A 12,551-nucleotide genomic window follows, 5' to 3' on the forward strand; every position below is an offset into this window, starting at 1 on the left:
AATCTGAACGGATCAATCGTGAACGCCCAGCTCCGCAAATTTCTGAGCGACCTCAGTGAGAAATTTTGGCTCTTGCCCGGTGCTATGGTCTTTTTCGGTATAATGACGGCAGTGGGGCTGGTCAGGCTAGACCAGAGCGGATTCGTCCCGCGATGGCTGGTGGAAAGTCCTTGGCTGTATAACGGCGGGGGCACGGGAGCACGTACCCTCCTTGGCGCAGTCGCCTCTTCCACAATTGGAGTTGCCGGCACAGTTTTCTCTATCACGATCGCAGCTCTTTCCCTTGCTGCCGGGCAGATGGGTCCGCGCCTGCTCCGAAACTTTACACGAGATCGCGGAAATCAGTTTACGCTCGGAGCCTTCCTAGGCACTTTCTCCTACGCTCTAATGGTTTTGCGGAGCGTCAGAACTCAGAACGAAGGCGAGTTCGTTCCACACGTCTCGCTCACGTTTGGCATCCTCCTCGCTTTCGTCTGCGTAGCGACCCTTGTTTTCTTCGTTGGCCATATGGCCGGTCGCATCAACGTCGATACCGTCATCGAGTTGGTGAGTGAAGAGGTCCGAACGGCCCTGGAGAGACTGACGACGAAGGAAGCGCAATCGGTTCCGCTCATAACGCCTGCATGGCATGCTGCTACCACTATCGTGGATGAAAGGCGAGGCTATCTACAACAGCTCGACAGCGCCGGACTAGCCGACTGGGCCGACAAAAATAACGCGACAATTCGATTGCTTGTGCGACCTGGGGACTATGTCTTTCCTGGCGCGCCAATTGCTCTCATTGTTCCGTCAATCGACGGAGCCGGCGCCGCAATCCGCCGGGCGACAGCACTAGGATCGCAGCGAGTTAGCTCTTCCGACCTCGAGTTTGCCGTCCGGCAACTCGTCGAGGTCGCGGTCAGGGCGCTTTCTCCGGGGATCAACGACCCCCATACGGCGATGAGCGTCCTGGACAGGCTGGGGGCAGCTCTATGCGACGTCGTCCCACTGCATTTTCCCAATGGGATGTTCCTGCGGGGCACACGGATCGCACTCATTGTCCCGAACACCGATTACGACGGCCTTACGGATACGATGTTCCATCTAATTCGCCAAAACGCCGGAGGAAGTGCCGCAGTGCTCATCCGGGTCCTCGAAGTCCTAACATCCGTCCTGAGTTGTGAGAAAGACCTCAAGAGAGTAGCGACCCTCCAACGACACGCCGACCTTGTATTGGGCGACGCAGAACGAGACATATCAACACCTGCTGACATAGGAGATGTCCGAAGGCGCCACGGCAGGTTTGAAGCGATGCGGGATGGAGGCCCTATGGCCTGTCTCGATGTCTAGTTTGACTATAATCGCAGGCTTAAGACGCGATCGTATCGCCTCACAGATGGACGCAATTACTTTGCATTCAATTTCACATCGAAGCCTATCCTCGAGATGACGCCACTTGCTCTGTTCGCCGTCCTATTGACCCTCGCGTCGCTCTTCGGCGTGGTAAATCATCGCACGCTACGGCTGCCTAACACCATCGGCGTCTTGATCATCTCTCTCCTAGTCTCGATGGTGATGCTCGGCACCGATCGGATTGTCCCGGGCTACAATCTGCGAGCGATCTCACGGTCGCTGCTCGGAACCGTCAATCTGCCGCAGACATTGTTAAACGGCGTATTGTCGTTTCTCTTATTCGCGGCTGCACTTCAGGTGGATCTCGGCCAACTTTGGGCGCGCAAATTGACCGTCCTGGCGCTGGCGCTCCTCGGCACTTTGCTGGCGGTTGCGCTTTTTGGAGGAGGAATGTGGCTACTATTCCCTGTCCTCGGCCAATCCGTTCCACTGATCTGGTGCGTAGTCCTCGGTGCTATCCTTGCCCCGACCGACCCCGTCTCCGTCGTCGGCATGTTGCGTCGGGTTGGCCTACCCGCGCCCTTGCAAGCCGTGTTCGCCGGGGAAGCATTGTTCAATGACGGTGTTGGCGTGGTGATCTTCGGTGTCGCACTCGGTATTGCGACCGGGGATGGCTCGACGGCTGGCGGGACCGCAATCGTATCTCTTTTCTTACTACAAGCCGTCGGAGGCGGACTGCTCGGCTTGATCTCGGGGTGGCTGACGGTACAAGTCATGCGCCTCGTCGATGACGCTCACGTTGAACTCACGATTTCGCTCGCTTTGGCAACAGGCACGTTCAGCTTGGCGAACGCCTTAGGCATGTCGGGCCCGATCGCCGTCGTCGTAGCGGGCCTGACACTCGGCTCTCGCCGGGGCCTAGCGGCAATCTCACAAACCGGCCGCAAAGAACTCACAGCCTTCTGGTCGGTCATCGATGAAGTGTTGAATACTCTGCTATTTCTCCTCATTGGCTTCGAGGTCGTCGCTATCGCCTTCCATATGTTCCACATTGCCGCCGCGCTGCTAGCGATTCCGCTTTCCGTGATAGTGCGCGCGATTAGCGTCTTTCTCGCCACGCTTCTCACACGTCTACGCGGTGCCGATCGCGGCCGCGCTCTTGTCGTGCTCACTTGGGGAGGCCTGCGCGGCGGCATCTCGGTCGCACTTGCGTTGGGATTACCTCCGGGCCACGAGCGGGCCACCTTGCTAGCTGTTTGTTATGGGGTGGTGGTGTTCACTATTGTAGTACAGGGGCTGACGATCGAACGGGTGGCGAGACGATTCTATCGAATGGAGAGGTGACGACAAGCGCCAAACCATGTGGATGGTGGCTTATACACCGGGTCAAACCCGTTCTAATTGGGCAATTTTTGCGGGCACCCATAAATCGCGAAGGGCTTTCTGCGATCATCGGAGTCGAGTTCGACTTTGCGTCGGATAAGATGGTGGCGGGTATTTGTGCGTCATTTTCGAGCGGCCCTTCGATCCTAGCTGAGTGCGACCTCTTTGCTCCCGGTCGCCGGCAGAAAATGACGATCATGGATCGTTCGGAGTTGCGGCGCTGAGAACCTTTCCCAGAGCGGTCATGGGCTAAACCCGATACCTTTGACGACCTTCGATGAGCGACACATCGTGGTGCGACTTGTCTCTGAGCGCCTTCGTAGGCGGTCGGACCCGCGTTCTATCTTGGTTCAAATTGTTTGGTCCTGAGTTCGGCGAAAAACTCGCCGGGCTCGGCCTGAGTCTGGGCATGCGGAAGCGAAATTGCGGTTTCATCGGCGCGATGTCGACTGCCGCATTGCCCTCGGCGACCGACGCATCTTTGTAGACCTACGCCCCGAGACCGCGCCTCGCCCCCTCGCCCGAGCTTCTCCCGTAGGGAAGAGCGGATGTCTAAGTATTTGTCCATGTCGCCGATTGCAGCCTTGTTGTCCTCCAGAGTGGCGTCATATCCTGCTCTGGTGGCGAAGAGAGCGCTTGTCGGGCGCTATCTGATCGCTACGAGAGGACGCAGAAAGCGTGCACGCCGAGCGTTCTAGACCAATCTACCTTCTTTGCGGGTCTTAGCTCTCGCGGTGACTGAGCGAACCCTCCTTCTTCAGCTAGGAATAGGAACCTTCAATGGCTGAAGCGCAGGTCAATCCCAAAGACCCAACGGCACCAGCCGCCTTCGACAGCAATCGGGTTCCTCATGTTGCCTACGATCCGGTTTTGATGGGCCAGCCAGCGCTCGTCACCGGCGCCAATTCTGGGATCGGCAAAGCGGTCGCCCTAGGCCTCGCGCGCGCCGGGGCGGATGTCGTCGTCAACTACGTGACGAACCCTGAAGCCGCCGAGGAGGTGGTGCACGAGATCGAAGCCATGGGTCGCCGCTCCATCGCTCTGAAAGCTGATGTCAGCCGGGAGGATGAAGTCGAGAAGATGTTCGCCGATGCCATCGCATATCTTGGAACTCTGCACATTGTCGTGAGCAATGCGGGCCTGCAGCGGGACGCCCCCTTTGACCAGATGACGCTGGAGCAATGGAATACCGTTATTGGGATCAACCTGACCGGACAATTCCTCTGCACGCGCGCCGCTACGCGTGAATTCAAAAAGCGCGGCGTGGTGCCCGCCGTGTCACAGGCGGCGGGGAAGATCATTTGCATGAGTTCCGTACATCAAGTCATTCCCTGGGCCGGCCACGCCAATTATGCCGCATCCAAGGGCGGCGTCATGCTGCTGATGAAGACGATCGCGCAGGAACTCGCACCGCACTTCATCCGCGTCAACAGCATCGCACCAGGTGCGATCCGCACTCCGATCAATACCTCCGCCTGGAACACGCCCGAAGCCTATGCGGATCTCATGACGTTGGTTCCCTATAAGCGGATCGGCGAGCCCGACGACATCGCCCGGGCGGCTGTCTGGCTCGTATCCGATGCCGCGGATTACGTGACCGGGGCAACACTATTCGTGGATGGCGGCATGACGCTCTATCCAGGCTTCGCCACCGGCGGCTGACTCTCAAGACGCCTCAATGAATTTGGGAGACCACCATGACGACAGAGCGATACGACGTCATCGTCATCGGAAGCGGACCAGGCGGTGCTGCACTCGCGCAGCGCCTCGCGCCCACAGGCAAGCGCATCCTGATCTTGGAACGCGGGGACTATCTGCCCCGCTCGCCGGCCAATTGGGATTCCAAGACGGTCTTTGTCGACGGCGCCTATCAGGTGGACGAGACCTGGTACGGCCGGGACGGCCAGAGCTTTCATCCCGGCCTGCACCGCTTCGTCGGCGGCAACTCCAAAGTTTATGGTGCCGCCCTGTTTCGGCTACGCGAGCAGGACTTCGAGGAAGTTCGGCATAAGGACGGCATATCGCCCGCCTGGCCGCTCAAATATGATGTCTTCGAGCCCTATTACACCGAGGCCGAGCGCCTGTTTCACGTCCATGGACAACGTGGTGAGGATCCGCTCGAGCCTCCGACCAGCGGACCCTATCCTCATCCGCCCGTGTCGCATGAGCCGAAGATCCAGGCTTTGCACGATGGTCTCACCAAACAGGGCCTACACCCCTTCCACCTTCCTCTCGGCATCCTTCTAAATGAGAAGAACGGCAAGCCGACGCCCACCAGTATCTGTATCCGTTGCGATGCTTTCGACGGCTTTCCCTGTCTGCTCAACGGCAAGGCGGATGCCCAGGTCATCTGCATCGACCCGACTCTCGCGGCACACTCTAACGTCACGCTGATGACCGGCGCCTATGTGACCAGGCTGGAGACCGACGCAGGAGGCGGGCGCGTGTCCAAAATCATTGTTGAGCGTGAGGGCCGTCAGGAGGACTACGCTGCCGACATCGTGGTGGTCGCTTGCGGTGCCCTTTCTTCGGCGCTGTTGCTGCTGCGCTCTTCGAATGATCGCCATCCGAGGGGACTTGCCAACGGCTCGGACCAGGTTGGCCGTAACTACATTCGCCACAACATGAGCGTGTTGATGGCGATCATGAATGAACCGAACCATACAGTCTTTCAAAAAACATTGGCGCTGAGCGACTACTATTTCGGGTCCGATGACTGGGATTTCCCCCTCGGCCTGATCCAGATGTGCGCAACCTCGCACGCCGAGCAAATCAAAGGCGAATCACTACCCGCTTGGCTTGAATGGTTGCCCAACATGCCCTTCGACAAGATGGCCGAGCATTCCATGGATTTCTGGTTGCAGAGTGAGGATCTTCCGCGACCCGAGAACCGCATCTACTACGACGGGGACCGCGTCGTGCTCGACGTCACCGAAACCAATATGGAGGCCCATCACCGCCTCAAGAAGAAGCTTGAACGGATGATGAGCGCGATCGGCGCCCATCCGGTGCTGGTGGAGCGCAGCCTCTATCTCGGCAAGAACATCCCCATCAGCGGAACCGCCCATCAGGCAGGTACAGCGCGCTTCGGCACGGATCCGGCGACATCCGTGCTCGATCTCGACTGCAAGGCCCATGAAGTCGACAATCTCTATATCGCCGATGCCTCCTTCTTCCCTTCGATCGGTGCGGTAAACCCGACGCTCACCATCATCGCCAATGCGCTGCGTGTGGCCGACCGCCTCAAGGAGCGCCTCAGCGCATGACGCTTTCCTGGGTCGCGACCCTGGCGATACGATACCTGCTGGTGGTGTTGTTCTTCCCCTTCAGCGCCCTCGACAAAGCCCTGAATTTTCAAGGTGCAGTTGGTCAGGCGCAGCAGGTGTTTTCGGCGCGGCCGATGGCTGTGGCCCTCATCGCGGTCGGCCTCGGGGTTGAGGTGGTGATGCCGCTTGGGATCCTCACCGGTGTCGCGGATCGGCTGGCGGCGTTTATCATGGCCGGTTATTGCGGGGTCACCGCCCTGCTCTTTAAGCGGTTCTGGGAGCCTGGGGACTTCTGGGCGCATGGCGACAGCAAGAGCCGTGACATCTTCTGGGACTTCCTCAAGAACTTCTCGCTCGCCGGCGGCTTTTTACTGATTACCGTCGGCATTAATGGTGCTGGTCTCCTTGCCTTTCTGGCAAACCCGGTTGCCTCGTCCCACCCCTATATTGCCCCCTGACAGAGGTTTGCGATGACCGACAAGCCGAGCGTCCCTTATTGGCATCTCTGGCGCGATGAAGCCGGCGTTAGTCATCAAGGGCTGTGCCATCTGACCGCGTGGGAACTCAAAGGCGTCGGCAACGCCGCACCCCAATGGAACGACAGGCAGCAACGCTCTGACGCCACTGTGGTCTTCACCGTGCAGCCTGTCGGCTGGGTCGGGGAATGGCACGAGAATCCGGCGCCACAATGGATCATTGTTATATCCGGTCGTTGGTGGATCGAGGCGATGGACGGCACGCGCATCGAACAGGGCGCGGGCGAATTCTCGCTCGGTGAAGATCAGGGCTGCGTCGCGAATGCGCAGGGCCGCAAGGGCCATCGCTCGGGCACGATCGGCGATCAGCCCGCTGTTTTGATGACGGTTCAACTCCATGTGCCGCCGGTCTTGGCGCCCTGTCACCTCGCGTGATGGACGGCATCGAGATTATCGATCGGAGCTTCAGGGCGCTTGTTCTCCCCAATGCACCGCTAGAGACGCTCGGCGAAGGGTTCGGTTGGCTGGAAGGCCCGGTCTGGTTCGCTGATCTAGACTGCCTTCTGGTGAGTGACCTGCCGCATGACCGCATATTGCGCTGGACGACATCGAGCGGCATCTCCATCTTCCGCCAGCCGAGCAACTTCGCTAATGGCCATACACGCGATCGCGAGGGGCGCCTCATCGGCTGCTCCCATCGCGGGCGCTGCATCACACGGACAGAATGGGACGGTCGGGTCACCGTGCTCGCGGACAGCTACCAAGGTAAACACCTAAATTCGCCCAATGACGTGGTCTGCAAATCCGACGGCACAGTTTGGTTCAGCGATCCACATTACGGCATCAATACCGATTACGAAGGCGGCAAACAGATCGCGGAGCTACCCGCTTCGCTCTACCGTTTTGACCCACGCGATGGCAGCCTGCGCATCGTCGCCGATGATTTCCAGGGTCCCAATGGCCTTTGCTTTTCACCAGACGAGCGGCTGCTGTATGTCGCGGAGAGCGGGTTGCAATTTGCGCCTGACCCAGTGCAGCACATCCGGGTGTTCGACCTCACAGATGATGGAGCGCACCTCACCCATGGCCGCGTCTTCCACCACATATCTCCGGGCTTTGCGGATGGCTTCCGCTGCGATGAGGATGGGCGGATATGGAGTAGCGCTGCGGACGGGGTTCATTGCATCGACTCCTCCGGCGCATTGCTGGGCAAGATCAAGGTGCCGTCCCTCGTCTCCAATTTGACCTTCGGCGGCCGTAACCGCAGTCGGATGTTTCTCTGCGCTTCCCGCACGCTCTATGCCATCTACGTCAATGTTCGGGGCGCCGCGCGGCCATGAGAACAGCTGTGCAGAGCCTGGCGCGTGTCAGCTTCACGGTGTCTGACCTCAACAAGCTCACGCGCTTCTACTGTGATGCCTTGGGTTTTTCCTGCCTTGACGAAGGCCCCGTCCCACTCTCCCAGCTTCGGGTGCTTGGCCTCGAGGGCCCTGCCAACCGAGCACGTCTTCAGCTCGGCGAACAAACGCTCGAGCTGCTCTGCCCCGCGACACCGGGACGTGCTTATCCCGCGAACAGCGGGGCAACTGACATCTGGTTCCAGCACATCGCCATCGTCGTGAACAACATGGACGCCGCCTATTCTCGGGTCTGCGACTACCCAATCACGCACATCAGTGTAGATGGTCCGCAGCGTTTGCCGCCTTCTACTGGACGCGTACGAGCCTTCAAGTTCCGGGATCCGGACGGGCATCCTCTAGAACTCATCGCCTTTCCATCTGGCACGGGCGATGCTCGTTGGCACCAAGAATCAACATACTCGGCCTTCCTCGGTGTCGATCATTCCGCTATCGTAGTGCGGAATGCCCGGCGTAGCCTCGCGTTCTATGAAAGCCTCGGCTTTTCAGTCCTGTCGCGCACCCTCAACCAGGGTCCGGAACAGGATCGGCTCGACGGCACACCCGCAGTGTCCGTGGATGTGATCGGTCTTCGACCCGGCGACGCGAGCACCCCTCATGTGGAACTTCTCGCCTATCAACGACCGCCCGTCTCGCCTTGGTCGCGGCCGCTCAGAACCTCAGATCTCGCTTCGGCGAGGCTCGTCTTGACGGCTCCGGACCTGTTCGCACACGCTGCTGAGCCGGGGCACGAGGGGTGCGCCGTGCTGCGACATGATCCCGATGGTCATGCACTCCTTTTCGAGTGATTGGCGTAATATTCATCCGCTGCTCCACGGACTCGCGACAGGTTCGGGCAATCCCAACGCGAAACGGCTATCTGAGTATCGCAGAGCCGATGCTCCAAAAAGGATCCAAAGCAAGCTGAGAGAAGTTCCCTGCCGCACCGCTCCCGGATGAGGCGGAGGCGGCTTATAGGCGGCTGGACCACGTCTCTAGCGCATGCTGATCAAAAGGCGCCCGCTAAAGCAGAAAAACTTGCCGTCTGATCTATTTGCACCGTTGACGGCTGCCAGGAAAATCAGAGCATTGATGACCGACAGAGGTCCACTCAAACCCCATTTCACCGGACTGCCCTCGTCGATCCACAGAAGCACGGATGGTCGTCACACGGCCATTTGCCCCGAAGATAAACCGGACGGCCCCTGACCCACCCCCCACGCCGAAGGCGTGATTGCTTAAGAAGCTGATGTTATTGCCCGAGATGCTGCCAGAACCGCCCATCGCCCGGACGACCTCGCTCCGAGTCGCATTTCGCATGCTTAATAGAAACGGCTCCGTCAGAGCCGTGCAGGTGATTCCTTGGACCGTGGAGTCCGGGGCTGCATTCCCCCAACAAGTTAAATCATCTGAACGAGCCCTTGCGAACCCGGCTATAAACACGGCGGCCACCACGGGCAGATAACGCCAAGTCACGGTTTTGCTTTCCTCACGTCAATACTACGCCCGCCATTCTTGGCAACGGCCTCGATGCCGGGGGGCGTTTCCGCGTTGCTACGAAACGTTAACGTCCGCTACCGGGCCGTCGCCGACGGCGTTTACAGGACAGCTGTAGCACCTTGAGCGGAAAGGTGCACCACGAGCCTCCCAAGTGGCTGGAAACCGCGGCACACCGCGCCGAGCCTGGCTGACAATGCGTTGTCCGAATTCCCGAGCACGTCGCGGAGATCGAGCTGCGCTTGAGCAGCCCGCGGTGAGATGAAGAAACGAGCCTATCTTGCTTTGTGCGCTCCCCGAAAGGCTAAACGCAAGGCAGCGAAAGCACGAAAGCTGCCGCGGATGATTCCTAATCCGAGCGGTAGCTGCTCGTCCTCAGCCCTATCTCAAATTACGGCGGAATTCTCGGTTCGGATCGAACCGGCATGTTTTTTCCATCCACATCTGGCGATTACCCGGACCCGGATGCGCTAGTTATTTGCCTTAACAACGAGCCGGCAGGTTGGAGAATACCAGGCCGTATGTCCCATGCCAGCAGCTTGAGATCAGAGCACTGATATTTCCATCGTCTTCAACTAGCAGAATGCGCAAGCGTCTCATAGTCGTTGGTTAATTTTTGTCCACAGGAGGTATTGCTTTGCCTGTCCCGGGCTCATTAGGAACATGCCAGCGTCCGCCATGCCCGAAGAGCCCGCACCCGACGACCCTCACTTGTTTTGGCTGCGTGAGGTGATTTTGGGGATGTGCATGCCGACAACAGCGACCTGACAATGCGGCAGCTCGCCGTGCTCTTACTCTCAGGCACAACAAAAAACCCGTTGTCGGTTTGTCGGTCGTCAATCTCGCGTTGATGCTGAACATTCAGAAGCCCGCAGTAACAAGGGCGCTCCACGCCCTGAGCGAGGCGACGCTGGTCCGTCGTTTGCCCGACCCGCTGCACAGAGGGTCCTCCTTGCTACAGACTACACGGTCGGGTGAGGCGTACTGCCGGCGGGTAGCGAAGCAACAAAGGTGAACCCGTCTGATTGCAAGAACGGAAAGGTCACATTCTAATCACGTGGGTCGAGAATTCAGCCTAACCGCGCTCGGATGGAGGCGGAAAGTGCGGCGCCCAGTGGCTGATCCAAATGTGCGCGGCAAACGTTTCCGCCCTAAACTTGACAGCGCCGCAATGAGGAACCCGAGCGTGATGTTTAGCACGCCTCGAGAGGCAGTGACCCAATCGAGAGGCTTGCAGCAATCGGTCTCGCACGCCGCCGGCCCCACCAAACCGATGTCCGGATAAAGATTATCCGCCTAACGCGACCTGGCCCTATGCTCTGCCGCAGCCTCGCGAAAGCATCGTAGCTTGCCTGGCACCACCGGGTTAAGGCAACGGTGTAACCTTGCCCGAGGGATCGACACTGAAACGGCTCTCGCTTCCGCCCTTGCTGCCTTCGCCCATCCAGCTTCCGTCCTTCTCCTTCGTGAGGCCAGACATCATGCTGTATCCGGCGACGCCCGCGTCATAGAGGGCTTGCTGTTGAGTCACGCCGGTGGGGGCAGTTTTTCCCGGATCAGGCGGGTTCGATTGGGCAATAGCTGCAGCCGATGGTGCGGTGAGTAGCAGTGCCGTTAAGGCGAAATTAATGGTCCGCATAGCGTTTCCTAATCAAACGATTGGCTCCGCGTCCCCTGACGCGAGTATGACAGTTATTCCTGCCGAGGATAGATGGGAGGGGTCTTATCACCGAAGATTTGTAACGAATGCTCTCTCGTTCGATCGGCCTAACAAGCGCTCTCGCAGAATGCAGTCTTCACGGGTTCATCTGACGCGAGCGGTATGAAGAAGCTAGCGCCGACGAAAAGCGGCGGTCTGTCTTCGCACTTTGATGACGTCGTTGTCCCTTCCGGGAGGCGGCGAGATGCCGGTCGCGTCGGCTTTCCCGTTCGCAAATTGCATCGAGCGTCAGCTGAGGCAGTCCATCGGGCCACCTTAGCGGCCGAGATCGCGCTGCTGCTCGGAATCCCGTGCTCCCGGCTTCCCGCTCTGGTTCAGTTCGGTTTAGTCGGTATCATCTTCCTCGGTTCGCGCTGCCCGGCGCGCTTCTCTCCGCCGCCTGCTCGTCATTGCGGCGGCCCGGCGTTGCATTTCCTTCTGCCGCTGGAAGTGAGCCTCCTCGAGCCCAGCTAGATCCTCGGGCGTATAGACGACAGCGTTGTCCTCTGGCGCGGGCGCGGTGTGCCACGGTTTCCAGATCGGCCCGCGCGGCTTCCAACGTTTCATGGGACGCTCTCCGCGTTGCCGACCCCAGGATGGCGGCAGCTCGAACGACAGGAAAGCATTTCCGCTTGCCTGTCTGTCGAGAGAAGGACCGCGTCCAAAGGTTAGCTCGTCAAAGTAGCTTCCACCGATGGCCGAGCTCCTGCTAGCCCCTCGGCCGCGCCGTCCTGTTGCATATCGCGGCCCGAGTGTGACGTCCGATCCGCTACTGGGGGCCTTGGGATTGAAAGGCATGAAGCGAGGACGGTCATCGCCACCCCGGCGCTTTCAGCCCGAGGAACGGCGGCAATGCGGCCATAGTCCTCAGGTATCCGGTTATCTCGCAGGGCCGAGGCTAACAGCCCAGGATTGACCCTCGCCGGCGCATCCAACGGGCGATCTGCGCCGGTCTCCGCAGAGGAGGCTGACGCGTCGGTGCTTACCATGGCACCCACGCAACAAAAGCCGGTTAGGCAGCTGCCCCCGATCTCCTGTGGGTTTCGGGGTCCGGGCCCGCACGAAGGAGGCCCGGACCCCTTCGGCAAGAGGGTGAGCGGCGCTACTAACTCCGCCTCGCGGCTCAGGACCACCACGGCCTGAACGACGGGCACCCCGTATCTCCGATGTGCTGGAGACTGCCCCGACAGGGAGGTCGCCCTACCGGCCAAGCAAGCGCATAATCTTGGCAGTTCGACGATCGAACTCGAGAAAAATATAGTTACGAATCATCTCGAGACTTCGTGCAGTGCATTAAGCTGGAGAGGACCCAAGGTCAGGATCGCCTGGAGAACGAGGTAGAGATGGCACGTGTCCGCGCTTCACCGTGCGAGTCGATAAAGATGAAAGGAATTCACCGCCTCGCCTTCGCTACGCGATGACATAGAGCAAAAACCGACCGATCCGACTCGAAAGTTCTTCCCCGACGCGGCGGCGATCTGATTCTCTGTGCGTGCTGGAA

10 protein-coding genes are annotated in these 12,551 nt (G+C 59.4%); 8 read left to right on the forward strand and 2 right to left on the reverse strand.

The genetic code is table 11. The features are described 5' to 3' along the window. The first annotated feature begins 18 nt into the window (after positions 1 to 18). The 8 genes from GSQ92_RS29265 to GSQ92_RS29300 all read left to right on the forward strand — a co-directional run bounded on the left by GSQ92_RS29265 (position 19) and on the right by GSQ92_RS29300 (position 8,663). Complete coding sequence (locus GSQ92_RS29265) at positions 19 to 1,329, forward strand: DUF2254 domain-containing protein (RefSeq protein ID WP_216857037.1); 1,311 nt, start codon at positions 19 to 21, stop codon at positions 1,327 to 1,329. Between the two features lie 96 nt (positions 1,330 to 1,425). After that, positions 1,426 to 2,676: a sodium:proton antiporter gene (locus tag GSQ92_RS29270; protein ID WP_159014861.1), complete on the forward strand. Its 1,251-nt coding sequence runs from the start codon at positions 1,426 to 1,428 to the stop codon at positions 2,674 to 2,676. A gap of 819 nt (positions 2,677 to 3,495) precedes the next feature. Beyond that, positions 3,496 to 4,377: an SDR family oxidoreductase gene (locus GSQ92_RS29275; RefSeq protein ID WP_159014862.1), complete on the forward strand. Its 882-nt coding sequence runs from the start codon at positions 3,496 to 3,498 to the stop codon at positions 4,375 to 4,377. Positions 4,378 to 4,412: 35 nt separating this feature from the next. Continuing rightward, entirely contained in the window at positions 4,413 to 5,981 is a 1,569-nt protein-coding gene (locus GSQ92_RS29280) for a GMC oxidoreductase (protein WP_159014863.1), read from the forward strand. Next, a complete protein-coding gene (locus GSQ92_RS29285; RefSeq protein WP_159014864.1) occupies positions 5,978 to 6,439 on the forward strand; it encodes a DoxX family protein in 462 nt (153 codons plus the stop codon). The genes GSQ92_RS29280 and GSQ92_RS29285 overlap by 4 nt, the downstream gene beginning before the upstream one ends. A gap of 12 nt (positions 6,440 to 6,451) precedes the next feature. Further along, positions 6,452 to 6,892, forward strand: coding sequence for a cupin domain-containing protein (locus tag GSQ92_RS29290; RefSeq protein ID WP_158803268.1), 441 nt, complete (start codon positions 6,452 to 6,454; stop codon positions 6,890 to 6,892). Beyond that, entirely contained in the window at positions 6,892 to 7,797 is a 906-nt protein-coding gene (locus GSQ92_RS29295; RefSeq protein ID WP_159014935.1) for an SMP-30/gluconolactonase/LRE family protein, read from the forward strand. The genes GSQ92_RS29290 and GSQ92_RS29295 overlap by 1 nt, the downstream gene beginning before the upstream one ends. Then, a complete protein-coding gene (locus tag GSQ92_RS29300) occupies positions 7,794 to 8,663 on the forward strand; it encodes a VOC family protein (protein ID WP_159014865.1) in 870 nt (289 codons plus the stop codon). Before GSQ92_RS29295 ends, GSQ92_RS29300 begins: the two co-directional genes overlap by 4 nt. 2,054 nt (positions 8,664 to 10,717) lie before the next feature. Here GSQ92_RS29300 and GSQ92_RS29310 read toward each other — a convergent pair. Beyond that, the gene (locus GSQ92_RS29310; RefSeq protein WP_159014866.1) at positions 10,718 to 10,990 is read right to left on the reverse strand and encodes a hypothetical protein; all 273 of its coding nucleotides are present in this window, start codon (positions 10,988 to 10,990) and stop codon (positions 10,718 to 10,720) included. Between the two features lie 405 nt (positions 10,991 to 11,395). After that, the gene (locus GSQ92_RS29315) at positions 11,396 to 11,617 is read right to left on the reverse strand and encodes a hypothetical protein (protein ID WP_159014867.1); all 222 of its coding nucleotides are present in this window, start codon (positions 11,615 to 11,617) and stop codon (positions 11,396 to 11,398) included. Between the last annotated feature and the right edge of the window lie 934 nt (positions 11,618 to 12,551).

The sequence above is a fragment of the Acidisoma sp. S159 genome, assembly GCF_009766125.1.
Lineage (GTDB): Bacteria > Pseudomonadota > Alphaproteobacteria > Acetobacterales > Acetobacteraceae > Acidisoma.

What these genes read in the sequence shown, in the direction of transcription:
- GSQ92_RS29300 (WP_159014865.1), top strand. Translation starts at nt 7,794, where the DNA reads ATGAGAACAGCTGTGCAGAGCCTGGCGCGTGTCAGCTTCACGGTGTCT.
- GSQ92_RS29280 (WP_159014863.1), top strand. Translation starts at nt 4,413, where the DNA reads ATGACGACAGAGCGATACGACGTCATCGTCATCGGAAGCGGACCAGGC.
- GSQ92_RS29290 (WP_158803268.1), top strand. Translation starts at nt 6,452, where the DNA reads ATGACCGACAAGCCGAGCGTCCCTTATTGGCATCTCTGGCGCGATGAA.
- GSQ92_RS29315 (WP_159014867.1), bottom strand. Translation starts at nt 11,617, where the DNA reads ATGAAACGTTGGAAGCCGCGCGGGCCGATCTGGAAACCGTGGCACACC.
- GSQ92_RS29295 (WP_159014935.1), top strand. Translation starts at nt 6,892, where the DNA reads ATGGACGGCATCGAGATTATCGATCGGAGCTTCAGGGCGCTTGTTCTC.
- GSQ92_RS29310 (WP_159014866.1), bottom strand. Translation starts at nt 10,990, where the DNA reads ATGCGGACCATTAATTTCGCCTTAACGGCACTGCTACTCACCGCACCA.
- GSQ92_RS29275 (WP_159014862.1), top strand. Translation starts at nt 3,496, where the DNA reads ATGGCTGAAGCGCAGGTCAATCCCAAAGACCCAACGGCACCAGCCGCC.
- GSQ92_RS29285 (WP_159014864.1), top strand. Translation starts at nt 5,978, where the DNA reads ATGACGCTTTCCTGGGTCGCGACCCTGGCGATACGATACCTGCTGGTG.
- GSQ92_RS29270 (WP_159014861.1), top strand. Translation starts at nt 1,426, where the DNA reads ATGACGCCACTTGCTCTGTTCGCCGTCCTATTGACCCTCGCGTCGCTC.